At 69.5% G+C, this 23,541-nt stretch carries 20 protein-coding genes and 3 tRNA genes; 5 read left to right on the top strand and 18 right to left on the bottom strand.

All coding sequences use genetic code 11. From position 1 onward, the window contains the following. Window positions 1-34: 34 nt before the first annotated feature. Window positions 35-1,408, bottom strand: coding sequence for a hypothetical protein (locus ACT53R_RS17195; protein ID WP_476173135.1), 1,374 nt, complete (start codon window positions 1,406-1,408; stop codon window positions 35-37). 290 nt (window positions 1,409-1,698) lie between these two features. After that, window positions 1,699-2,136: a carbon storage regulator gene (locus tag ACT53R_RS17190; protein ID WP_476173134.1), complete on the bottom strand. Its 438-nt coding sequence runs from the start codon at window positions 2,134-2,136 to the stop codon at window positions 1,699-1,701. 271 nt (window positions 2,137-2,407) lie between these two features. Here ACT53R_RS17190 and ACT53R_RS17185 point away from each other — a divergent pair, with 271 nt between their 5' ends. Beyond that, on the top strand, window positions 2,408-3,025 hold the full coding sequence (locus tag ACT53R_RS17185) for a hypothetical protein (RefSeq protein ID WP_476173133.1): 618 nt from the start codon (window positions 2,408-2,410) through the stop codon (window positions 3,023-3,025). Between the two features lie 126 nt (window positions 3,026-3,151). Beyond that, window positions 3,152-4,678 carry an MASE1 domain-containing protein gene (locus ACT53R_RS17180; RefSeq protein ID WP_476173132.1) on the top strand — a complete coding sequence of 509 codons (1,527 nt, stop codon included), beginning with the start codon at window positions 3,152-3,154 and terminating at the stop codon, window positions 4,676-4,678. Here the strand turns inward: ACT53R_RS17180 and ACT53R_RS17175 are convergent. The 15 genes from ACT53R_RS17175 to ACT53R_RS17105 form a co-directional block, all read right to left on the bottom strand. After that, window positions 4,672-5,133 (bottom strand): hypothetical protein, encoded by a 462-nt coding sequence (locus ACT53R_RS17175; RefSeq protein ID WP_476173131.1) that lies wholly within the window; start codon window positions 5,131-5,133, stop codon window positions 4,672-4,674. The two genes, ACT53R_RS17180 and ACT53R_RS17175, sit on opposite strands and share 7 nt — an antisense overlap. A 540-nt stretch (window positions 5,134-5,673) precedes the next feature. Next, window positions 5,674-5,747: transfer RNA gene (locus tag ACT53R_RS17170), tRNA-Cys, on the bottom strand. A gap of 97 nt (window positions 5,748-5,844) precedes the next feature. Beyond that, window positions 5,845-5,920 (bottom strand) — tRNA-Gly (locus ACT53R_RS17165). Further along, window positions 5,911-6,549, bottom strand: coding sequence for a CDP-diacylglycerol--glycerol-3-phosphate 3-phosphatidyltransferase (gene pgsA, locus ACT53R_RS17160; protein WP_476173130.1), 639 nt, complete (start codon window positions 6,547-6,549; stop codon window positions 5,911-5,913). The genes ACT53R_RS17165 and pgsA overlap by 10 nt, the downstream gene beginning before the upstream one ends. Further along, on the bottom strand, window positions 6,546-8,441 hold the full coding sequence (gene uvrC, locus ACT53R_RS17155) for an excinuclease ABC subunit UvrC (protein WP_476173129.1): 1,896 nt from the start codon (window positions 8,439-8,441) through the stop codon (window positions 6,546-6,548). The genes pgsA and uvrC overlap by 4 nt, the downstream gene beginning before the upstream one ends. Continuing rightward, complete coding sequence (locus ACT53R_RS17150) at window positions 8,441-9,046, bottom strand: hypothetical protein (protein WP_476173128.1); 606 nt, start codon at window positions 9,044-9,046, stop codon at window positions 8,441-8,443. The genes uvrC and ACT53R_RS17150 overlap by 1 nt, the downstream gene beginning before the upstream one ends. 10 nt (window positions 9,047-9,056) lie before the next feature. Beyond that, complete coding sequence (locus ACT53R_RS17145) at window positions 9,057-10,484, bottom strand: thioredoxin-like domain-containing protein (RefSeq protein ID WP_476173127.1); 1,428 nt, start codon at window positions 10,482-10,484, stop codon at window positions 9,057-9,059. Window positions 10,485-10,518: 34 nt separating this feature from the next. Beyond that, on the bottom strand, window positions 10,519-11,001 hold the full coding sequence (locus tag ACT53R_RS17140; protein ID WP_476173167.1) for a low molecular weight protein-tyrosine-phosphatase: 483 nt from the start codon (window positions 10,999-11,001) through the stop codon (window positions 10,519-10,521). A 1-nt stretch (window position 11,002) separates the two neighbouring features. After that, on the bottom strand, window positions 11,003-11,782 hold the full coding sequence (gene kdsB, locus ACT53R_RS17135; protein WP_476173126.1) for a 3-deoxy-manno-octulosonate cytidylyltransferase: 780 nt from the start codon (window positions 11,780-11,782) through the stop codon (window positions 11,003-11,005). Window positions 11,783-11,816: 34 nt separating this feature from the next. Further along, window positions 11,817-12,806 (bottom strand): tetraacyldisaccharide 4'-kinase, encoded by a 990-nt coding sequence (lpxK, locus tag ACT53R_RS17130; protein WP_476173125.1) that lies wholly within the window; start codon window positions 12,804-12,806, stop codon window positions 11,817-11,819. Further along, window positions 12,803-14,575 (bottom strand): lipid A export permease/ATP-binding protein MsbA, encoded by a 1,773-nt coding sequence (msbA, locus tag ACT53R_RS17125; RefSeq protein WP_476173124.1) that lies wholly within the window; start codon window positions 14,573-14,575, stop codon window positions 12,803-12,805. The genes lpxK and msbA overlap by 4 nt, the downstream gene beginning before the upstream one ends. Further along, complete coding sequence (locus ACT53R_RS17120; RefSeq protein WP_476173123.1) at window positions 14,572-15,030, bottom strand: ExbD/TolR family protein; 459 nt, start codon at window positions 15,028-15,030, stop codon at window positions 14,572-14,574. Before ACT53R_RS17120 ends, msbA begins: the two co-directional genes overlap by 4 nt. Before the next feature lie 25 nt (window positions 15,031-15,055). Beyond that, window positions 15,056-15,292, bottom strand: coding sequence for a hypothetical protein (locus tag ACT53R_RS17115; RefSeq protein WP_476173122.1), 237 nt, complete (start codon window positions 15,290-15,292; stop codon window positions 15,056-15,058). A 4-nt stretch (window positions 15,293-15,296) separates the two neighbouring features. Next, the gene (locus ACT53R_RS17110) at window positions 15,297-15,959 is read right to left on the bottom strand and encodes a MotA/TolQ/ExbB proton channel family protein (protein ID WP_476173121.1); all 663 of its coding nucleotides are present in this window, start codon (window positions 15,957-15,959) and stop codon (window positions 15,297-15,299) included. 24 nt (window positions 15,960-15,983) lie between these two features. Next, a complete protein-coding gene (locus ACT53R_RS17105; protein WP_476173120.1) occupies window positions 15,984-18,377 on the bottom strand; it encodes a DNA internalization-related competence protein ComEC/Rec2 in 2,394 nt (797 codons plus the stop codon). A 277-nt stretch (window positions 18,378-18,654) separates the two neighbouring features. Here ACT53R_RS17105 and ACT53R_RS17100 point away from each other — a divergent pair, with 277 nt between their 5' ends. After that, window positions 18,655-19,338, top strand: coding sequence for a glycine zipper 2TM domain-containing protein (locus ACT53R_RS17100; RefSeq protein WP_476173119.1), 684 nt, complete (start codon window positions 18,655-18,657; stop codon window positions 19,336-19,338). 121 nt (window positions 19,339-19,459) lie between these two features. On the opposite strand, the gene ACT53R_RS17095 is transcribed toward ACT53R_RS17100, so the two are convergent. After that, entirely contained in the window at window positions 19,460-21,577 is a 2,118-nt protein-coding gene (locus tag ACT53R_RS17095; protein WP_476173118.1) for a sulfatase-like hydrolase/transferase, read from the bottom strand. Between the two features lie 241 nt (window positions 21,578-21,818). On the opposite strand from ACT53R_RS17095, the gene ACT53R_RS17090 reads away from it, so the two are divergent. Both ACT53R_RS17090 and amaB read left to right on the top strand, forming a co-directional pair. Continuing rightward, window positions 21,819-21,895: transfer RNA gene (locus tag ACT53R_RS17090), tRNA-Arg, on the top strand. A 105-nt stretch (window positions 21,896-22,000) separates the two neighbouring features. Next, window positions 22,001-23,533 carry an L-piperidine-6-carboxylate dehydrogenase gene (gene amaB / locus ACT53R_RS17085; RefSeq protein WP_476173117.1) on the top strand — a complete coding sequence of 511 codons (1,533 nt, stop codon included), beginning with the start codon at window positions 22,001-22,003 and terminating at the stop codon, window positions 23,531-23,533. Window positions 23,534-23,541 lie beyond the last annotated feature (8 nt).

Here is a 23,541-nt window from a genome sequence, read left to right as displayed (position 1 = left end):
TGGCGGGCGCTGGCGACGGCGAATCAATGAAGTGTCATGCGGCGCTTGAAATGCCATGCGCCTGTTCGCGCTGCTGATGGCTGTGCTCGCGCGACATCACTGCCTTCGCTGATTCACGACTGACCGCAAGTTCCAGCAGATCGTAGAGCCGCAGGAGGGCGTTCCGCTTCTCATCCAGATACTCGTAGCGATCGTAGTGCTTGTCCTGCACGCCCCCGAGGCCGTGTGACTGGATCTGCCCACGAACATCCTTCGAGATACCCAGCGCCGCGAGTCGCGTTTCCACGGTACGCCGCAGATCTCCGGCCGTGAACCGGCCACTCTCCAGTTCTCCGGCACCAAGCATCTCCTGCACTACACCATCAAGGTGATGGCGCACCGACGAATAGTCGGCCCCCGACTGTCCTGCGGTCACCGTGAAGAGGAATGGCCCCAACTGTCCACCACACATCGCCTCTGCTGCAGCTTTCGCCGCCGGCAACAACGGAACCAGATGCTGTCGGACTGCTTTGCGCCGTCCTTTGGGATCCTGCATCAGGAATGTGCCCGCCACAGGATCGCAGGCACTCATCTGCACTCGCGCCAACTGCGCGATCCGCTGTCCGCCGGTCAGAAGATGAAACCGCAGCAGCGCGCCGGTCACATCGGCGCGCACTTTGATCCGGTTCCAATATGCCTGAAGCTCCGCCACCGACAACGTTCGATTTCGTGCATTGGCGCCGCCCTCGACCGGCATCAGATCACGCGCCGGATTGACGGAAATGTTGAGGCGGCGAAGCTCGGGATGCATTCTCGCGCTCTGCTTCGCGCGGATCGCCGCAGCATAGGCCGCGCGCAGATACGCGCGGAGCTTGTCCGCCTCGCGCATCTTCTCCTGATCGGCCAACCGCGCGACGACGTCGATCAACTCCTCCAGCGACACTTCAACGGCCGGCTTCGCCCACAGCTCCGGCCAAGGCTTCTCCACATTGCGTCGCAGGCACTTCTCGACGCTGCCAGCGCTCGACTTCTCGGATCGCTTCAGTTCCTCGACATAGGCTTCGAGCAGTGCGCCCAGACTCGCCGATTGCAATTCAGCGGCAACCTGCGCTGCGCGCCGCTCGGCATGCTGCTTCTGTTCGGTCTCACGAAGCAGGGCCGCGCGGAGATTACGCTCACCACTCTGATAGCGGCGAGACAAGTTGGACGCGATCGACCGCGCTTCGCGCAGATCAAGGCCAGAGCCCAACGGCAATCTGTCCCGTCCGCCTTCCGGCGTGGTGTAGCGGTAATAGAACGTCAGTTCACCGCTCGCCAGCTTGCGTACTTGCAGGCGGCCCGCGCCACGCGCCGCCGGGTCCGCAACCCACTCGCCTGGCTTGAGCGCGGCCAAGCCACGCGCGGTCAGAACCCCGAATCCTGCTGCCATGTTCCGTGCCCTCTTGGTGCCCGTTCCGCATCGGATTCTCCGGAATCACCAGAGATGCAACGAGACAAACCTGCGCATGAAATATAGCATATTCATGCACTTACTGGACATCACAAGAGAGCACAAGAAGAAAATTCAAGGGATTTTAAGTCCCCTGCGTCTACCGTTTCGCCACCCGGGCAAGGTCATCGCGGCACGCGCTGCGCCCGCGACCGCGACCGCGACCGCGACCGCGACCGCGACCGCGACCGCCGCAGTATACGCGGGCCGTGGGCGCGCTCCGGGCAGGCTCAGGGATGACGCAGGGACAGGCCGGCCAGGACCATGCGCGTGAGCGATCGCGTCCAGTCGCCTTTGTCGCCGCGCAGGAAGGACCGCAGGCCACCGCCTTGCGCCCCGGCCGGCTCGACCAACTGGATGTGCACCGCCTCGGCATCGAGGAACGCGAGGTGGACCTGGTCGTCGGCAGCGTCGCCGGCCCGGGCACAGAGACGGATTTCGATGGTCCCGATCCGGAATGCGCGGATCCCGAGCAGCGAAAAGAGATACCAGCATCCCCCGCTGCGCTGCGGCGCCGGCTGCAGCGCCGTGTCATCCAGACGGAGTTCGAGCTGCCGGGGTGCCAGGACCCCGAAGGTCACGCGATCGCCGAGACGGGCGTGGACTGTGATCCGGATGTCGTTCCCCAGCCGGATGGTGCTTCCCACCCTGCAGGACAATATGAGCATGATGCACCTCCCTGTGAGCATCGCCAGACGGCCCGCAAGGGCCGGAAAGCCGCCTTCGCATCGCCGGATTGCGCGAACCGCCGGGGTCGTGCAGGATCGCAAGGACCTCCGGCGGCTTCCGATCCGGATAGCTGAAGTTAGCTGATAGTTAGCAAACCGGCAAGCCCCGCCAAGCGGTACCCTATGCTCCGGCGGGGGGGCGCCAACACGCGCGACAACGGGAATGGACAAGTACGCACAGGCCTTTGCGGATGCGATGAACGAGACGGGCATGCGCAACACCACGGTGGCGGCGCAGCTGGAAGGCATCGGTTACAACAATGTCTCGCAATGGCGCACGGGCCGGCGTCCGATCCCGGCCGACCATGCCCCGGCGATCGCGGCCCTCCTCGATGTCCCGCCCGAACGCATCAGCAAGGCGTACGCACGTCGCATGTACGCCGAATCCGCGCGGACATCGTCGACGGGCGGCGTGCTCATCGGCGGTGCGGTCCCCGCCGAGCACGTCGCCCTGCTGCACCTGCCCGGCTTCGGCCGCGGCGACAGCGGCGACCGCATCGTGCTGCCGGAATTCATCGTGCGTCGCGAACTCGGCCCGACACCGATCGAGAACGTGCGCTGGGCCGCGCAGCTGTCGCGCGCGATGGAACCCGAGATCAAGCGTTTCGCGCTGGTGCTGGTCGACGCATCCATCAGCCGGCACGAGGACGTGGTCGATGGCGGCATCTACGCCTACACGCTGTGGGGACGGCCCGACATTCGCCGCGTCCTGATCCGGCGCGATGCCTGGTGCCTCGTCGGCCAGGGCGGCGGCAGCGAACGCATCGAAGTCGCCGCGACGGATCTGGCGAACATCCGCATCCACGGCGCCGTGACGGGTTGGTTATGATGCACACCGATCGTCCGGAAGCGACTTGCGGGGTTTGACGAACCTGTTTTTTTGTGCGAATAGCTTCTGCGCGGAATGTCAAGGATGGGATCCCGGCAGGCGACACAGAGGAAACAGGGAGAAGCCATGGAAGCTGCGAAATGGGCCGGCGCGATGAGGGGACTCGCGCTCGGCGCCGGGTACTGCATCGCCTATCTGGTGATGCGTTACCTCTCTTTCGACCAGTGGTTCCTGCCGGCTGGGCTTCGTGCCGCCTGTCTGTTGCTGCTTCCCTGGCGCACCTGGCCCTTCATCATCGCGGGTGACGTCGCGGCGCTGCTGATCATCCGCGTGCCGATGGCCGAGCGTTACAGCCCGCTGTGGTCGTACCTCAGTCCCTTCCTGCTGATCGGCCTTGTTTCACCGGTCGCTGGCGCAGTGCGTCGCGTGCTGCCCGATCCCGCCGCCATCGCACGCTGGCTGCCGCTGGCCGCGATCGCGATCGCGCTCTGGTCCTCGCTGTGCAACCTCGGCCTCAATTATTTCCTGCACGGCCCGCGCACCCTCGTCACGCTGCCGAAGTTCGGCATCTACTGCACCGGCGACTTCCTCGGCATCCTGATGGTCGGCCTGCCGGCCCTGCTCTGGCGGCTGCGTCGTCGCGAGGTCTTCTCGCCGCGGCGACTCATCCGCGACGGCGCGATCGCGCTGCTCGCGATCCTCGCGCTCTACGCGTTGATCACCTTGCCGGCGCGCATCGACCATGCACTGCAGCTATCGCTGCTGATGCTGATGATCGTGCCCGCCGTGTTCCTGACCTTCTTCCATGGCTGGCGCGGCTCGGCGATCGGCGTGTTCGCGGTCAACCTGGCCATCGCGCAGACGCTGACCTACACCGGCATCCCGGGCACGCACGACGACACCGTGTTCCTCGCGCAGCAGGCACTGGCGATCGCGGCGGCGGCGTTGCTCATCCTCGGCACCGTCATCTCCGAGCACTACGACACCGCGCGCCGCTCCGGCATCGCCGAGGCACATGCATTGAAGATGGCGCGCAGCAGCTTCCTTTCGACCGAACGCGTGCTGCGCGAGCAACTGCTGTACATGGCGCAGATGCAGTTGCTGCTGGACGACGAGCGACGCGACCTGGCCGAATCGCTCAAGGCCCACGGCAACTACACCGCGGCGATGGACCTCAACAGCGACGGGGTCCGGCACCGACGGGTGTTCGACGAACAGGCACAGGCGCTGTACCCGATCCGCATCGAGGAACAGGGGCTGTACGCCGTGGTCCACTCCGAAGCCTTCACCGGATTCTGGGCCGGCGGTGCCGACGTGATCTATGCCCTGCGCGGACAGCCACGGTGGCTGTCGGTGGACCTGCAACTCGTGGCCTACCGATGCATCTGCAACGCGATGGCGCTGCTGTCCGAATGCGACCCGGACGAGTACCGCATCAAGATGCGAACCTGGCGAGGCCGAAGATCGAAGGGCATCGCCCTGTTCGTCTCGGCCTCGCCCACCGCACCCGCGCACGCCAGCCAGGCCGGCGCAGCGGCGGACTCGCTGCTGTCCGCACGGGTCAAGGCGCATGGCGGCATTCATCGCCGCCATGCACACCGGGTCTGCGTGCTGTTGTCCGAATCGATCGATTCACCGCCATCCACTCATTGAGCCGCGACGAGCGAACGCACGATCCAGGACGGCTGTCCGTTCGCGTCCAGCACGACGTCGACCTCGATCTCGGCGCTGCGATACACCGTCCGCATACCCGGCGCCGCCAGGGACGTCGTGCCGCCGGACACGCGCACCCGATCGACATCCGTGCCCATCGGCAGCACCCACAGCGTGTCGGCAATGCGGCCGACTGCCGCACGCACGACGCCGTAGTGATCGTTGACCTGCACGTAGCGGATGCCTTCGCGCTCGAACTCATAGACACGCCATGCCACGTCCTGCGCGACCAGGCCGGTCGGCGGGAACGATTGGCCGAGGCTATGCCCTCCCAGCAACGGGGTGCCGTGGCCATCATCGGTGCAACCACATGCAGCGAGCGCGCTCGGCGCGGCCAACGCGCCGGCGACCAGGACCAGAACCAGGAAAGGGGCATGCAGGGAATGCTTCAACATGGAGTTTCTCCTTGACGTCATCTTTTGTGGTGGCGTTAGCAAATTCACCGGGAAATACGGCTTTGCTAACGATGTTCGGTACCCGTCGGCCACGCCTCCCGGGTCCGCCGACGGTAGCATCCCCGGTCCGTGACACCGTGCGCGGGAGCACGCCCGGCTGACGGGAAAGCCGCATGAACGCGATCGAGGCCGGGGATGGCGACATCGGCAGGAAGAAAACGCATCGGAGGTCGTCACGAGGGGACAGTGACCACGTTCGACACGGACGCATCGGCCCTGGTGGTCGTTCGAACACGACGGTCCGCGCACGATGATGCCGGCAGGGGATGACGCGTGCCGGCACCACCGCATGACACGCAGCGATCGGCAACAGGCATCGAGGCAGGATCAGGCGAAACCGGGAACGGAACGACAGGGAGGGCATCGCCCATGCGTTCGACCCGACACATCAGGTCCGGCGAGCGCGTCCGGATGCGGATGCGCAATCGGATGCGAGAGGCCAGAAACGACGAAACCCGCCGAAGCGGGTTTCGCGGAAACTGGAGGCTTGGGTCGGAATCGAACCGGCGTACGCGGATTTGCAGTCCGCTGCATGACCACTCTGCCACCAAGCCAGTGACGGGGGCGACCCGATTGCACATGCGTCGAAACGCGTGGACATCCCTGGGTCTTGATAAAACGAGCCCCGGCAAGCCGGGGCACGTCTGAAACTGGAGCGGGAAACGAGACTCGAACTCGCGACCCCGACCTTGGCAAGGTCGTGCTCTACCAACTGAGCTATTCCCGCGGTGGAGTTGAAATTTTAGCGTCTGATTCGCCCATGTCAACAGTCTTTTTTTCATCCGCCATCAAAGCGGGCCACGCGGCGATCAGATACTGGGCGCCCGACCACAGCGTCAGCAACGCGGCGACCGCAAGCATCCAGTCGCCGACATGGAACACGGGGTCCTGCGGCCACGGCGCCGGTCGCTGTCCGGGCACCACGGAATACAGCAGCGCCAGCAGCGCGAGCATCTGCACCACCGTCTTGATCTTGCCGATCATCGCGACCTTCACCGTCGCGCGCTGGCCGATCTCCGCCATCCATTCGCGCAGCGCCGACACCGCGATCTCGCGACCGACGATCACCGCCGCCCAGAACGCCATCCACGGCGTGGGATGGCCCTGCACGATCAGGAACAGCGCGACCGCCACCATCAGCTTGTCCGCGACCGGATCGAGGAACGCGCCGAACGCCGAATGCAGGCCGTAGCGGCGCGCGACCCAGCCGTCCAGCCAGTCGGTCACCGCCGCGAGTGCGAACACCGCAGCAGTGGCGAAGTTGCTCCAGCGGTACGGCAGATAGAAGACCAGCACCATCACCGGGATCATCACGATCCGGGCAAGGGTGAGCATGGTCGGGATCGTCAATTTCATGGACCTTCCTGGAACTCCAGACCGTGGAGGGCGGCGTAGATGCGTTGGGCAAGCGCGGCGTCGATGCCCGCGACCCGGGCGATCTCCTCGACGCCGGCCGCCTTCAGGCCGCCCAGACCGCCGAAATGCCGCAACAGATTAGCGCGTCGGCGCGGTCCGATTCCGGGAATTTCTTCCAGCTTGCTCGCCGTGCGGGCCTTCTGGCGCCGCCCGCGGTGGCCGGTGATGGCGAACCGGTGGGCCTCGTCGCGCACCTGCTGGACGAATTGCAGGCCCGGCGAGCCTGCCCCGGGGTGCAGTTCACGGCCGTCCGGCAGCAGCAACGTCTCGTCGCCCGCCCGCCGCGCCTCGCCCTTGGCGACGCCGACCACGCGGACCTCGGCGATGCCCAGGTCCGCCAGCACGGCATGCGCCTGGGCCACCTGCCCGGCACCGCCGTCGATCAGCAGGAGGTCGGGCAGCACGGCGGAGGCCGGTGCCTCGCCCTCGCCGGCCTGCGCCGCGGCCTCCGTCGCCTCGGCGGCCTTGCGGAAGCGCCGTTCCAGCGCCTGGTGCATCGCCGCGTAATCATCACCCGGGGCCACGCCCTCGATGTTGTAGCGGCGGTACTGGCTGCGCACGGGGCCGTCGGCGTCGAACACCACGCACGAGGCCACGGTGGCCTCGCCCATGGTGTGGCTGATGTCGAAGCACTCGATCCGCCGCGGCACGTCGTCCAGCCCCAGCAGGTCGCGCAGCGATTCCGCGCGGGCGCGCTGGGCGGCGTTGCTGCCGATCTCGGTCGCCAGCGACAGTTCGGCGTTGCGGCGGACGAGATCGACGTACCCCGCACGCTCGCCGCGCACGCTGGTCTTGAGCTGCACCTTGCGTCCGGCGGAGACGCCGAACGCCTCTTCCAGCAGTTCGCGATCGGGGATGTCGCGATCCAGCACGATCTCGCGCGGCGGCACCTGCTCGCCGTAGTACTGCGAGACGAACGCGCCCAGCACCGCCTCGGCGCTGTCCTCGCCGTTGGTCTTCGGGAAGAAGGCGCGGGTACCGAGGTTGCGGCCGTCGCGGAAGGTCAGCAGCATCACGCAGGCCTGCGCGCCACGCATCGCGACCGCCAGCACATCGAGATCGGCCGCCTGGCCGTCGACGTACTGCCGCGACTGCAGCTTGCGGATGGTCGCGACCAGGTCGCGCAAGCGCGCCGCGTCCTCGAAGTCGAGCCGCGCGCTGGCCTCTTCCATCGCCGCTGTCAGCTCGGCCGTCAGCTCGTCGCTGCGCCCGTCGAGGAACAGCGTCGCCCGGCGCACGGCGTCGGCGTAATCGCGCGCCGGCACCAATCCCACGCAGGGGGCGCTGCAACGGCCGATCTGGTATTGCAGGCACGGCCGCGAACGGTTGCGGAAGACGCTGTCCTCGCAGCTGCGCAGGCGGAAGATCTTGTGCATCAGGTTGAGCGTCTCGCGCACCGCCGGCACGCTCGGGTACGGGCCGAAGTAACGCCCCGGCAGCGAGCGGCCACCGCGGTGGAACGCGATCCGCGGCCAGGCTTCGCGGGTCAGCACGACGTACGGGTAACTCTTGTCGTCGCGCAGCAGCACGTTGTAGCGCGGCTTGAGCGACTTGATCAGCTGGTTCTCGAGCAGCAGCGCCTCGCCCGGCGTGCGCGTGACCGTCACTTCCATGCGCGCGATCTGCGCCACCATCGCCGCGGTACGCGCCTGCAGCGCCTTGGTGAAGTAGCTGGCGACGCGCTTCTTCAGCGACGCCGCCTTGCCGACGTACAGCAGGCTGTCGTCGACCGCGTACATGCGGTACACGCCCGGCGCAGGCGTCAGCTCGCGGGCGAAGGCGCGGCCGTCGAAGGGCGGCGTCTCGGGCGTTTCGGTGCTGGCCCTGACCATCAGCGCGGGGCGTCGGAAGTCGCGTAACGGCGGGCGAACGCGAGCGCGATCCACAGCGCCGAGCCGATCGCAAGGGCGGCCCAACCGAAGAAACGCATGAAATCCTGCACGATGAGGAAACCCGAACCCTCGCCGATCTCGACGATGCTCAAGTCTCGCCCCGGCGGCAGCCCGTCATCCGCCACCGACACTTCGATGTCTTGCTGCCCCGACGCCATCTCGAACGGTTCCGAGCAATAGGTGGCGATGCCGTCCCCGCCCGATACCGGGCAGAAGTGGAGCACACGGATGTCGACCGTCTTCGCGGCACCGCGCCCGCTCCCGATCAATAGACGCAAATCGGCCGGCTGCGACGGCAGGTCGAGGAAATGCACGTCGTGGCGCGCCGCCAGCGGCAGGGGCGTGTCCATCCGGACTTGGTAACGCGCCGTTCCCTGCACGTCGACCATCGTCCTCACCGACATGCCCGGCGCGGGCGACGGGAAATGCGCCCAGTCCCGTTCAAGCGCATTCGTCCGTCGATTGACCAGCATGAAGCAGACCGCCGCACCGACCAGGCACAGCACGCTCAGCCACCGCAACCGTTCCAGCGTCCGCGTCCGCATCGGACCGGGCTCACTCGCCGATCGGGATCTGCCGCAGGCTGCCGTCGCCCGGGTCGAAGCGCAGGACCGCGTGGGCGTCGGTATCGGCGATCCAGACCACGCCGTTGTGCACGGCGAGACCGGCCGGGCAATGCAGGCGCTGGGGCAGGCTGATGGTGCTCAGCTCGCCGCCGCCCAGGCGCAGTGTGCGCAACTGGTCGTTGCCGCTGTCGGCGACCCACAGCACCGGCGCCTTGCCGTCCAGCGCGATCGCCTGCGGCTGCTGCAGCAGCGCGTCGGTACGCGAGCCCTCGATGTTGCCGAAGCGCCAGGCGCCCTGCCCGACCAGCGTCGTCACCTGGCGACTGCGCAGGTGGACGCTGCGGATGGCCGAACCAGCCTCGTCGCAGACGTAGAGGATCTGCTGCACCAGCGCCAGGCCGCTCGGGCCGACGAAGCCGGCCGACGGGCCTTCGCCGTCGACCAGGGTCATCGCGCCGGAGCCCGCGAGCAGGCGCATCGAGCGGTCGCCGAGGTCGTAGGCCCAGATCCGGTTGTCGCCGGCGGTGGAGATGCAGACGATGTTCGAGGGCGACACCGCGACGCCACGCGGATGATCCAGCGCGATCGCGCGCGGATCGTGCACGGTGCCTTCGTTCGGCGAGCCGGGGCGGCCGGCGCCGACCAGCGTCTCGACGTCGCCGGTGCCGAGCTTGATCCGGCGCACCGCATGGTTGCCGGTGTCGGCCACGTACAGCACGTCGCGCTGCAGGCTCAGGCCCTGCGGGTTCTGGAACGCCGCCAGTTCCATCGGGCCGTCGATGAAGCCGGGGCCGCCGCTGCCGAACTGGCGATGGATGCGACCGGCCGGGGTGCACTCCAGCACCCGGTGGTGGCCGGAGTCGACCACATAGACGTACTGGTCGCCGACGGCGATGCCCATCGGGTAGCGCAGCGGCAGGTCGGGATCACGGTTGCGCCTGACCTCGTACGGTTCGACCTGCAACGATTGCGGCGCCTCGTCGGCACGGAGCTTCGCGAACGCCGCCTCGAGGTCGCGGACCGGCGTGTCGCCCACGATCCGGCCGCGGATCATGCCCTGGCCATCGATCAGCACGACCGTGGGCCAGGCGTCGATGCCGTAGTGCTGCCACGCCACCCAGTCGGCGTCGTGGGCCAGCGGGAAGTCCAGCGGCTGCCGCTGCAGCCGGCGCGATGCGCGCTTGGCATCGCGTTCGTGGTCGAAGCGCGGCACATGGATCGCGACCACGTGCAATTGGTCGACGTGGCGCTTGCGCAGGGTGGCAAGGTCGGCGAGCCGCTGCTGGCACCACGCCGAACCGGCGTTGACGAAGACCAGGGCGACGATCCGGCCACGCAGCTGCGCCATGCGCAGCGGCGCGGCCAGGTTCAGCCATTCCAGCGAGGCGGGAAATTCGGGAGCGAGCGAAGTGTCCATGCGTCGATCAGCATCCGCAGTCCGGGCGCGAGCGTCAACCGCCATCAGCGCGGCGACCGGCTCGTGCGAGGCGTTCGACACCGGCGGCGGCCGCAGCGTCGACCATGGCCCAGACCCGACGGAAGTCTTCCGCACCCCCGGTGTAGGGATCGGGGATCTCGGCGTCCTCGCCCTGTCCGGCCCAGTCCAGCAGCAGCGCCGCCTGCGCACTGGCACCGGCCGGCGCCATCGCGCGCACGTCGCGCAGGACACTGCGGTCGGCGCAGAGCAGCCAGTCGAACGTGGCGAAGTCGTCCCGGCGCAGCTTCCGCGCGCGCTGGCCGCGGATGTCGACCCCGGCCGCCGCGGCAACCGCGATGCTGCGCCGGTCCGGCGGTTCGCCGGCGTGCCAGCCGCCGGTGCCGGCCGAATCGACCTCGATCCAGTCCAGCCCGCGACGGTCGAGGTGGGCGCGGAACGCGCCCTCGGCCAGCGGCGACCGGCAGATGTTGCCGAGACAGACCATCAGCAGGCGCACCTCAGCCCCCGGCCCGCTGCGCAGCGAGGTGGCGCTCCGCACGATCGAGATCTTCGGGCGTGTCGATGCCCGGCGGAAACGGTGCCGGCGTGATCGCCACCGCGATCCGGTGCCCGGCCTCCAGCGCGCGCAGCTGTTCCAGCGATTCGATCCGCTCCAGCGGCGACGGCGGCAGCGCGGCGAACTGCTTCAGGAAACCGGCGCGGTAGCCGTAAATGCCGATGTGGCGCAGCCACGGGCCACCCGCCGGCAGCGCGGCGCGGTCGCGGGCGAAGGCGTCGCGCGCCCACGGGATCGGCGCCCGGCTGAAGTACAGCGCATCGCCGTTCCCGGCCCGGACCAGCTTGACCGTGTTGGGGTCGAACAGCTGTTCCGCATCGGCGATCTCCGTCGCCAGCGTGCTCATCGGCGCGCCGCTGGCGACCAGCGTCTCCGCGACCGCGCGGATGCCCGCGGCCGGCGCGAACGGCTCGTCGCCCTGCAGGTTCACGACGACGGTGGCGTCGTCCCAGCCGGCCTGCGCCGCGCAGTCGGCAAGTCGGTCGGTGCCGGAGGCGTGGTCGGGCGAGGTCATCGCGATGCGCACGCCGCTGCTGGCCAGCGCATCGGCGATGCGGGCGTCGTCGGTGGCGACCCAGACCTCGCGCGCACCCGCGGCCAGCGCGCGGCGGGCGACGTGCAGCACCAGCGGTTCGCCGCCGAGCAGGCGCAGCGGCTTGCCCGGCAGCCGGCTGGCCGCGAAGCGGGCGGGAATGGCGACGACGAAGTCGGTGGCGGTCATGGCATCGAAGGAGGCAGGAGGAAACGGGTGAACGTCACGCAGGCTTGAGCTTTTCCAGCAGCGCGATCCAGAAGGCTTCCGGCAGCGCCGCGCGCACCGGCACCGACCAGCAGCGCGCGTCGGCGAAGGCGGCGCACTTCACCGCGTCCTTCTCGGTCATCAGCACCGGCAGGTCGCTGCCGAAGGCGAGGTCTTCGGCGCGGTAGGCGTGGTGGTCGGCGAAGGCGTGCGGCACGACGGCGATGCCCTGGCCGCGCAGCATCGCGAAGAAACGCTCGGGATCGCCGATGCCGGCGACGGCATGTACGCGCTGGCCGGCGAACGCGGACAGCGGCGCGGTGCGCGCGCCGCGCATGGCGACGACGGCATCGGAGACCAGTCGCATCGGCCATTCGCCGAAGCCGGCCTCGCCGTCGTCGCTGCCGAGGTTCAGCACGCGGAAGTCGCAGCGCGCGCCGCGCGCGGCGGGTTCGCGCATCGGGCCGGCCGGGATCGGCAGGCCGTTGCCGTAGCGGCGACGGCCGTCGATGACTTCGATCTCGATATCGCGCGCCAGCCGGTAGTGCTGCAGGCCGTCGTCGCAGACGATCACGTCGCAGCCGGCGTCGACCAGCGCCTGCGCCGCGGCGGCGCGATCGGCGTCGACCCGCACCGGCACGCCGGTGCGGCGCGCGATCAGCACGGGTTCGTCGCCGCCGAGGCGCGGGTCCAGCGCGGCATCGACCCAGCGCGGCGTGCCGGCCTCGGCGCGGCCGTAGCCGCGGCTGGCGACACCGGGGGTGAAGCCGTCGGCGCGCAGGCGCTCGACCAGCGCGATCGTCAGCGGCGTCTTGCCGCTGCCGCCGGCGATGACGTTGCCGACCACGATCACCGGTTTGCCGGGATGGCGGCTGCGCAGCCAGCCGCGGCGATAGAGCGCCGCACGTGCGGCCACGACGCCGGCGTAAAGCTTCGACAGCGCGCGCACGGGCACGGGCGGCGTGCCCTCGCCGAACCAGTAGCCCGGCGGCCGGCGGCCGCTCACGGCGCGGCGTCCGCGGCGCCCGGTTCGCGGAACGACATGCGGTGCAGGCGCGCGTAGAGCCCGTCGCGGGCCAGCAGCTCGGCGTGGGTGCCCTGTTCGACCAGCCGGCCGCGATCCAGCACCAGCACCTGATCGGCATGCTCGATGGTCGACAGCCGGTGCGCGATGACCAGCGTGGTGCGGTCGGGCATCAGCCGGTTCAGCGCATCCTGCACCAGCCGCTCGGATTCGTTGTCGAGCGCGGCGGTGGCCTCGTCGAGGATCAGGATCGGCGCGTCCTTGAGGATCGCGCGGGCGATGGCGAGGCGCTGGCGCTGGCCGCCGGAGAGGCGACCGCCCTTGCTGCCGATGCCGGTCCCGGCGCCGTCCGCCAGCGTGTCGACGAATTCGCTGGCGTTCGCGGCGTCGAGCGCCTTGCGCAGGTGCGCGGCGTCGTGGTCGGCGAGTTCGCCGTAGGCCACGTTCTCGGCGACGCTGCCGTCGAACAGCATCACCTGCTGGCTGACCAGCGCGATCTGCCGGCGCAGGTCGGCGAGGCGGTACTCGTCGACCGGATGGCCGTCGAGCAGGATCCGGCCGGCCTCGGGTTCGTAGAACCGCGGGATCAGCTTCACGAGGCTGGACTTGCCGCTGCCGGAGCGGCCGACGATCGCGGTCACCGTGCCCGGCTTCGCGACGAACGACACGCCGTCCAGCGCGGCCGCGTTCTGGCCGGGATAACGCGCGCCGACGTCGCGGAATTCGAGTTCGCCGCGGGCGCGGTCGAGGGTGCGCGTGCCGCGATCGACCTCCTGCTCGGCGTCGAGCACGCCGAACAGGCGTTCGGCCGACGCGATGCCCTTCTGCAGCATGTTCTGCACGTTGGTGAGCTGCTTGAGGGCGGGGATCATCGCCATCATCGACATCATCAGCGAGACGAAACCGCCGGCGCTCAGGCGGCCGGCCATGGCCTCGCGACCGGCGAAGAACAGCAGCAACGCCAACCCGACCGCCCCCATCAACTGGACCACCGCCGAGGAAATGCTGCGGGTCGACTCCACCTTCATCGCCAGACGCAGGTTCTCGTCGGCCAGCGCCGCGTAGCGCCCGAGTTCCGCCTCCTGCGCGCCGTAGATCTTCACTTCCTGCTGGTTGTTCAGCGCCTGGTCCGCCGCCTGCAGCAGCCGCGCGCCACTCTCCTGCACACGATGGCTGAAACGGCGGTAGCGCCTGGCGACCTTGTCCATGAGGAACGCCAGCGGCGGCGCCATCACCAGGATGGCGATCGTGACCTGCCAACTGGTCCACAGCATCACGCCCAGCGCACCGATGATCTGGAACGACTGCTGCAGCATCACCTTCGCGGCGTCGACGGCGGCATTCGCCACCTGGTCGCTGTCGGACCCCAGACGCATCAGCATGGCCGGCACCGGCTCGCTGTCGAAGCGCTGGCCCGGCAGGCGCAGGTACTTGCCGAGCACCTTCACGCGCAGGTCGCGGGCGATGCTGCGCGCAGAACGCCCCATGCAGATGTCGGTGACGTATCCGGCGATGCCGCGGACCACGAACAGACCGACGATGGTCAGCGGCAGGATCAGGCTCAGCTCGGTGTTGCGGCTGATGAAGGTCTCGTTGACCACCGGCTCCATGAGCTTCATGAACGCCGAACCGGCACCGGCTTCGATCAGCAGGCCGGCCAGCGCCAGCAGCAGCAGCGGCCGGTACGGCTCGGCGAATCCGAGCAGTCGCTTGTAGACCGGCCATGCCGGGGCACGGTCGGACGGGCTCACCGGCGCGTCCCGGCCGGGGTCGCGGCCTTCGCTTCGGCGCGGGTTTCCGGCGCGGTGGCGATGCTGATCCGGCGGAAACCGAGCTGACCCAGCGCATCCAGCGCCGTCACCACGGACTGGTGCGGCGTGCGCGCATCGGCGCGCAGCAGCACCGGTCGGCTGCGGTCGGCACCGGCGACCTCGGTGATCGTCCGCTTCAGCGATTCGACGTCGGTGCGCAGCGCCTCGCGGTCCTGCACGAAATAGCGGCCGTCGGCATTGACCAGCACGCTCAGCGACTTCGACGGCGACTCGCTGGCTTCGCCCTGCGCCTTCGGCAACTGCAGCTTCAGCACCGAACGCGCATCGAAGGTGGTGGTGACGACGAAGAAGATGATCAGGCACAGCACGACGTCGATCATCGGGATCAGGTTGATCTCGGGTTCGTCGTCGGCACGGAAATCGCGGATGCGCATGGCGTGGGCGTCTCGAAAAGGCGGATCAGGCCAGCGCGCGCTGGAGGCCGAGGCCGGCGCCGTAACCCAGCAGCGCCAGCATCGCGAGGAACAGCACCATCAGCGCCCAGAAGCGGACCGGGTGCGTGCCGCGCACGACCACCGACGTGCTGTCGCTGTGCGGCAACTTGCCGGTGCGCAGGCCGACGACGATGGCATGCCCCACCGGCCATGCGACGACCGCGGCGCACAGCAGGACCAGGGCGACGCGCAACGCGACCATGGGCTCAGTCCCCGCGCACCGGCGGCACGATGCCGCGGCCGCCGGGCGCGCCCGGGGCGCCGGGGCGCACGGGATCGAGGGTGTCCAGCAACTGGATCGCCTCGTGTTCCATGTCGACGATGTAGCCGGCGATGCGGCCGCGGAAATAGCGGTGGAAGACCAGCGCCGGGATCGCCACGATCATGCCGGTCGCGGTGCAGACCAGCGCCTTGCCGATGCCGCCGGCGAGCTGGTTCACGTCGCCGATGCCGTTGTCGAGGATGCCCAGGAACATCTGGATCATGCCGACCACGGTGCCGAACAGGCCCAGCAGCGGCCCAGCAGAAGCGATGGTGCCGAGCGCGTTGAGGAAGCGCTCCATGCGGTGCACGAGATGGCGGCCGACGTCCTCGATGCGCTCGCGGATCTGGTCGCGGGGGCGCTGGCGCACGTCCAGCGCGGCGGCCAGCAGCGCGCCCAGCGGCGAGGTGCGGCGCAGCGACTCGATGTGGGTCGGGTCGAGGTTGCCCCGGGCGGCCCAGGCGCGGACCTCGTCGCCCAGGCCAGGCGGCAGCACGGTCTTGCGACGCAGGCTCCAGAAGCGTTCGAGCACGATGCCCACCGCCAGGACGGTCAGCAGCAGCAGCGGAATCATGGGCCATCCGCCCGCCTTCACCAGTTCCAGCACGTCGCATCCTCCGGCCCGTGGCCGTCATCGATGGGGGTCGTCGTCACGGCCATAGGATAGCCCAGCGGCAGGACCCCCACCGAGCCGCCGTCGACGCAGCGCGGCGGCATCCCACAGCCGCGGATGGCGGCCGCGTTCGGTCGCCAGAGACACGCCGCCGGCCGCCACCCGAAAGCGCAATGCCCCGGCGTCGGCGGTCAGCGGCGTGCGTGCGCCGGCCTCGCGCCAGCGCGCCACGATCTGCGGCCGCGGATGGCGGAACCGGTTGCCGTGGCCGGCGGAGATCGCCGCGAACCGGGCGCGGGTCGCGTCCACGAACACCGGATCCGATGAACCCGCACTGCCGTGGTGCGCGACCAGCACCAGGTCGGCCCGCAGCGACGCCCCCGCCTCCCGCACCAGCCGGCGCTCGATCACGTCGCCGATGTCGCCGGTCAGCAACGCCGCGCCATGCGCCGTCTCCACTCGCAGCACACAGCTCGATTCGTTGCGCAGGTACGGAAAATGGACCGGCGGGTGCAGGAAACGGAAACGCACGCCGTCCCAGCTCCAGCCGTCACCGCCGCGACAGGCGCGGAAGCGCCCGAGTTTCGTCTCCAGCCCGCTCTCCGGCGGCGCGAACCGACGCGTGATCGGGAACTCGGCGGCGACCGCGCCGAAACCGCCGACATGGTCGTTGTCGCCATGGCTCACGACGCTCGCGTCGAGCCGGGGCACGCCGAGCGCATGCAGCGCCGGCGTGATCGCGTGCTCGCCGGCATCGAAGCCGTCGGGCTGCGCCGGACCCATGTCGTAGAGCAGCGCATGCGTCCGCGTGCGCACCAGCACCGAGAGTCCCTGTCCGACGTCCAGCACGACGATTTCGGCCTCGCCGGGCTGCGGCAGGTGGCGATCCGGCCACAGCAGCGGCAGCCACAGCAGCAGCGCCAGCGACCGCCCCGGCACACCGCGCGGCAACAGCAGCCAGAACGCCGACAGCAGCGCGAGCGGCATCGCGAACGAGGCGGCCTCCGGCAGCCACCACAGCGCCAGCGGCCCGTCGGCCAGCCACGCGAACAGGCGCCAGCTCGGCTCGAAGCACGCCGCGGCGGCGCGCCACAGCGGCCCGCCCCAGCCGGCATGCAGCGCCTCCAGCGCGGTGCCGAGCAGCGACAGCGGCACCACGACGAGGCTCCACCAGGGGATCGCGACCGGATTCGCCAGCGGCCCGACCAGCGACGCCTGTCCGAACAGCGCCACGCCCAGCGGCAGCAGGCCGAGCGTGGCGACGCCCTGCGCGGCGAAGAAGGCGCGGACCGGGCGCGCGTCGCCCTGCGGCAGGCACCACAGCAGCCAGGCGACGCCGCCGAAGCTCAGCCAGAACCCGGCGGTCAGCGCCGACAGCGGATCGAACAGCAGCACCGCGATCGCCGCTAGTGCGAGGCTGTCGACGGGCCGGCTCGCACGCCGAGACAGCCGCCCGGCCGCGACGACGGCGATCATCAGCACCGTGCGCACCGTCGGCAGCGCGAAGCCGGCCAACGCGGCGTAACCGAGCGCGCCGAGCATCGCCGCGAGCGGCATCGCCTGCGGGCGTGGCCAGCGCCGCCCGAGCGCCGGCCACAACCACCACAGGCCGCGCACGACCCACGCGACCGCACCGGCGACGAGACCGACATGGAAGCCGGAGATCGCGATCAGATGCGTGAGCCCGGCCGCGCGCAGCCGCGCCCAGTCGGTGTCGTCGAGGCCGCGGGTGTCGCCCAGCGCCAACGCACGCACGAAGCGCGCGCCCTCGTCCGGCACCGCGGCGGCGATCCGCGCCGACATGCGCTCGCGCCAGGCATCGAGCCCGCCCGGCGGCGCGATCCGTCGCGCTTCGGTTTCGTCGCGCACATGGCCGGTGGCGACGATGCGGTCGATCAGCAACTGCTTCTCGACGTCGGCCGTGCCGGGATCGCGCAAACCGCGCGGCGCGCGCAGCTTCACCTCGAAATGCCAGCGACTGCCGGCCGCCACGCGATAACGCGGCGCATGCGGCGGGAACGGCGGCGCGTCGTAGGCGTCGTACCACGACAGCCGCAGGCGCCGGCCGCGCAGCGCGGTCGGCTGGTCCGCGGCATCGTCGACGACGAACGTGAAGCGGGTGCGGCGCGGCTCGTGCGCGGGCAGTTCCACCACGGTGCCGCGGACGGTCGCGACCTGAGCCTCCATTTCCGGCGGCAGTTGTCGCGACAACGCAACCTCGGCACGCACGCCGGCCAGCACGAAGCCGGCACAGAGCACCGCCAGCCACAGCGGCGCACGCGGCTGCGGCCAGCGCAGCAGCACGGCCGCGCACGCAATCCACACGAGCACGCAGGGCGGCGGTGGCGCGGGCAGCCACAGGCAGGCCAGCTTGCCCGCGAGCAGGGCAAGCGCGAATCGCGGATCGAGCACCGAAGGATCCTTCATCGGACGGGTGCACAGGATTCCGCGGCGGCGCAGCCCGGCCCATCGGCGGACGACGCGTCCGGATGTCGGAAAAATCCGAACGAAACGGCCGGAACCTGCGAAACCGTTTTCCGTGCGGAAAACGCGAACACGCCGTGCATTTCGCCTGAGGCGTGGCTAAACGCAGGGCTTCCGCAGGCCCGGTGCCGTTAAAAATTCAGCAATCCGTTATCCCGTGCCCCCTACGGTGCGGGTCGCGCCATCCCGGCGCCCGGAGCCCACCATGCCTCGCATCGCCGCCACGATCCTCGCTTCCGCCCTGATCGCCGCCACCGGCCTCGCTTCCGCCCAGACGCGCGCACCGGCGCCGGTGCAGGACCGCTACAGCGCCGAGGCCCCCTATTACGACTACGCCCGCGTGGTGCGCGTGGATCCCGTGATCCAGCAGACCGCGCCGACCCGCGTCTCGTCGGGCCGCTGCTACACCGAAGGCGGCCAGTACGCCGCCAACGACGGCTACGGCGACGATCGCTACGATGATGGTTACTACGGCAATGACGGCCACGGCAGTGATCGCGGCTACGACGACGGCTACGGCGAGCGTCGCTACGGCACCGAGACAGGCCGCAACGTCGCGACCGTGATCGGCGGCATCGTCGGCGCCGCACTGGGCAGCAAGGTCGGCGGCGGCTCCGCCCGCTACGCCACCGCAGCGGTGGGTTCGATGGTCGGCGGCATGGCCGGTCGCGGCGTGTACGAGCAGGCCCAGCGCAACAAGCAGCCGCCGCGCCGCGCGGTGGTCCGCGTCTGCGATCCGGTCGACGCCCGCGACGACGGCCGCTACGCGCCGACCAGCATCACGATGTACGACGTGACCTACGAATACGCCGGCCGCCAGTACGTCACCCGCACCGACCACCACCCCGGTGATCGCATGCGCGTCCGCGTCGACGTGCGTCCGGAGTGATCGCCGCACTGCGTTGAACGATCACGCGAACCCGATGCGGCGCCATCATCTCGAGCGCCGATCCGGTGACGGGGCCCTGCACGGGGCCCCGTTTTTTTGTGCCTGCGGGGGTGCCGATGCGTCAGTGCGAGGTCGCGCCGGCACTGGGATGCGCCGACGGATACGGCGACAGGTGCGCGGCTTCCTGCCGGCGCAGTTCTTCGTACAACTCGTTGGCGATCGCGATCACCTGGTCCGAGGTCAATTCGCCGGGCAGCGACGCGATCGGCGTCGGGAACGTGCCGTCGTACACGAGCAGGTTGATGTTCTCGATCGGATCGAGCGCGAGGTTGTACAGCTCCCATTGGTCAGGCACCGGGCGCTCGCTCCACGGATCACAGTAGCGCACCAGCTTCCACGCGCCGCTGCGCAGCGCGCGCACGTGCGCCGGCTGCAGCACCGCGCCGGCCGCGAGATCGGGCAGGTAGGCATGCGGCGGCGCGCCGTCCGCCGGCGGCGTGCGCAGCAGGTCGACCGTCGCGGCGTACACCGCGTACTGCTGCCAGGACTGCACGTTGTGCGGGTCGTCGTCGCGCGGCAGCGGCTCGGTGATCATGTCGTCGGTGACGAACAGCACGCCCTTGCGTTCGCGGCCATCGGGGCCGATCACCGGCGCATGCGGATCGCGCAGGAGCGGCCTGAGGTTCGCGCCCGGCAGCGGCGCCGCGGCGTGGGTCTTGGACAGTTCGCGGCGCGCGCGTTCGATGTGCGCGTCGGTGGCGTCCGCCAGCTTCAGCAGCGTCGGCAGCACGTCGATGTGGCTGGTCTGCGCGGTGACCACGCGGGTGTCGATCCGCGACGCATGCGACTTCGGGAGGCTGATCAGCAGCGGCACGTGCACCACTTCCTGGTAGGCGCCGTGCCACTTCTCGATCTGCATGCCATGCGCAGCGCCGTACTCGCCGTGGTCGGACGCGAACACGACGACGGTGTTCTCGCGCAGGCCGCTGTCCTCCAGCGCCGTCAGCACCTTGAGGATGTGCCGGTCGACCATCGAGATCATGTAGGCGTAGTACTGCAGGAACCCGGTCGCCGCGTCATCGGGTTCGCGCTGCAGCTGGAACGGGATGGTGACGCCCAGCGTCGCCTTCACCGAGTTCGCCAGCACCGTCGCTTCGTCGCCGCCGATGCGCTGCCCGACCGCCAGGCCGGTCTTCGCGGCCAGGCCCAGCGCGACCTTGTACGAGGTGTCGTACTGCGCGCGCGGCTTGTTGTTGGTGAGCAGATTCTCGTCCTGCGTCGGCGACGGCGTGGCGCAGTCCTGCGGCAGGCCGGTCGGGTTCAGCGGGACGTGGAACGTGCCTTCGGTCGGCGCGATGCTGACACTGCCCTGTGGCGGGATCGGCACCGCGCCGCCGGGACCGATCGTCGGAATCGTCGTCTGGTCGTCGCCGGGGAAACTCGGCTTCAGCCCGCGCGGCAGCGCCGGATAGGTCGCGATGTCGTGCGGGTTGGTGAACGAGCACACCGCGAAGAACGGCGCGGTGCGCGGCTGGCGCGTGTCCAGCGGCGCGTCCATGCCCTGCTGCGACAGCGCGCGGTTGTACGGCACGCCCAGCCCGCGGCAGCGCAGGAACGTGCAGGCGAGATCGGCGAACTGGTAGTCGCGGAACGTGCCGAGGTTGTTGATCGACGACCCGTGCGGCTCCGGCCACGACAGCTCCCAATCGCCGAACCCGTACTGCTGCAGCGTGTGCTCCGGCGGCTCGCTGACGTGCCACTTGCCGAAGTAGTGCGTGGTGTAGCCCAGCGCGCGGAACCAGTCGCCCGCCGTCGGCGTGCCGTTCGGCGGCAGCCACGGGAAGTTCTGTGCATCGCCGCTCTTGAACAGCCCGTCGGTCTGGGTGACGCCCGTGCGCGGGCCGTACTGCCCGGTCATCAGGCTGGCGCGGCTGGGGATGCACGCCGACTCGGCGATGGTGTGGTCGGTGAACACCGTCGCGTGTTCGCGCAGCTTGCAGAACCCGGGGAAATGCTTCGCCCACGGGTTGGTCTCCGGATCGATGTCGCCGACGAAATCCAGCACCTGCTTGATCCCGTTCGCGAACCCCGCGTCGCCGTACCCCGGACCCGGGTAGTACAGCTGGTCGACGAGGATCATCAGGATGTTCGGCCGCGCATCGCGCGCCGCTTCGATCGATTGCACCGTGTCGCGGATCGGCTGGTCGCCGTCCGTACTGCCCCCTGTTGCCTGCGACATGTCTGCCTCTCCCTGGTGTGTGACGGTGTGGTTCGGATGCCGGTCGCCGCCCGTTGCTGCATCTGCATGCCGCATCCGGCGGCCGGTCCGGGACCGATCATCGCCGCAATCGGCCGGCAGGGTCCATGTGCCTTCGGCCAAACCGACGACGCCCGCGCCCCGCGTCGTCGGATCGACGGAGCCCGGCGCGGCTTTCGCGGGGGTGCCGGGGGCCGGCCAAGCCTGCGATAATCGCCGCTTCGGCCCCGTAGCTCAGCTGGATAGAGCGGTCCCCTCCTAAGGGACAGGTCGCACGTTCGAATCGTGTCGGGGCCGCCAGTTGCCGGAGTGTCCGTTGTCTGCCTGTTCGCTTCGCATTCCCTTCCGTTCGATGCCGATGCCCCTGATCGCGGGCGGTCGGCCAGCACCCCAGGAGTTCCCCCGATGACCCACCCCGTCCTGTCCGCCCTCGGCCTCGGTGCCAGCGAATCCGGCACCTACCTCGGCCATGGCGAATGGTCGAAGACCACCGACGCCGGCGTGCTGGAGCCGGTCAATCCGACCACGGGCGAGGTGCTGGGCCGGGTGCATGCGTCCTCGCAGGCCGATTACGACCTGCTGATGGAACGCGCGCAGGCCACGTTCAAGGTCTGGCGCACGACGCCGGCCCCGCGTCGCGGCGAAGCCATCCGCCTCTGCGCCGACGCCCTGCGCACGCACAAGGACGCGCTGGGTTCGCTGGTCGCGCTGGAGATGGGCAAGTCCAAGCCCGAGGGTGACGGCGAGGTGCAGGAAATGATCGACATCGGCGAGTTCGCCGTCGGTCTGTCGCGCCAGCTCTACGGCCTGACCATGCATTCCGAGCGCCCGGGCCACCGCATGTACGAGCAGTGGCACCCGATCGGCATCGTCGGGATCATCTCGGCCTTCAACTTCCCGGTCGCGGTGTGGGCCTGGAACAGCTTCGTGGCCGCGATCTGCGGCGACGTCTCGATCTGGAAGCCCTCGCCGAAGACGCCGCTGTCGGCGATCGCGGCCATGAAGATCTGCAACGACGCGCTGAAGGCCGGCGGCTTCCCGGACCTGTTCTACCTGTTCAACGACGCCGGCAGCGACCTCGCGCAGCAGTTCGTCGACGACAAGCGCGTGCCGCTGGTCAGCTTCACCGGCTCGACCAAGGTCGGCCGCATGGTCGGCGAGCGCGTCGCGCGCCGCATGGGCCGTTCGCTGCTGGAACTGGGCGGCAACAACGCGATCATCGTCGACCCCACCGCCGACCTGAAGCTGGCGATCCCGGCGATCGCGTTCGGCGCGGTCGGCACCGCCGGCCAGCGCTGCACCACCACCCGCCGCCTGATCGTGCACGAAAGCATCTACGCCGACGTGCTGGCCAAGCTGGTCGCCGCGTACAAGCAGGTCGAGGGCAAGATCGGCGATCCGACCGACCCCAAGAACCTGATGGGCCCGCTCAACAGCAAGGACGGCGTGGACGCCTTCCTCGACGCCATCGCCCAGGCCAAGGCCGCCGGCGGCACGGTCGAGACCGGCGGCACCGCGATCGACGGCCCCGGCAACTTCGTGCGCCCGGCCATCGTCACCGGCCTGACCAACGACGCCGACATCGTGCAGCACGAGACCTTCGCGCCGATCCTCTACGTCATGAAGTACGCGACGCTGGACGAGGCGATCGACATGCAGAACGCCGTGCCGCAGGGCCTGTCGTCGTCGATCTTCACCACCAACCTCAAGGCCGCGGAAGCGTTCCTGAGCGCGGCCGGCAGCGACTGCGGCATCGCCAACGTCAACATCGGCACCTCGGGCGCGGAGATCGGCGGCGCGTTCGGCGGCGAGAAGGAAACCGGCGGCGGCCGCGAGTCCGGTTCGGACGCGTGGAAGGCCTACATGCGCCGCCAGACCAACACGATCAACTACTCCGACGCGCTGCCGCTGGCCCAGGGCATCAAGTTCGACCTGTAAGCCCCTTT

Source organism: Lysobacter sp. DMC104 (assembly GCF_056313665.1).
This window is presented reverse-complemented; position numbering and strand designations above follow the sequence as displayed.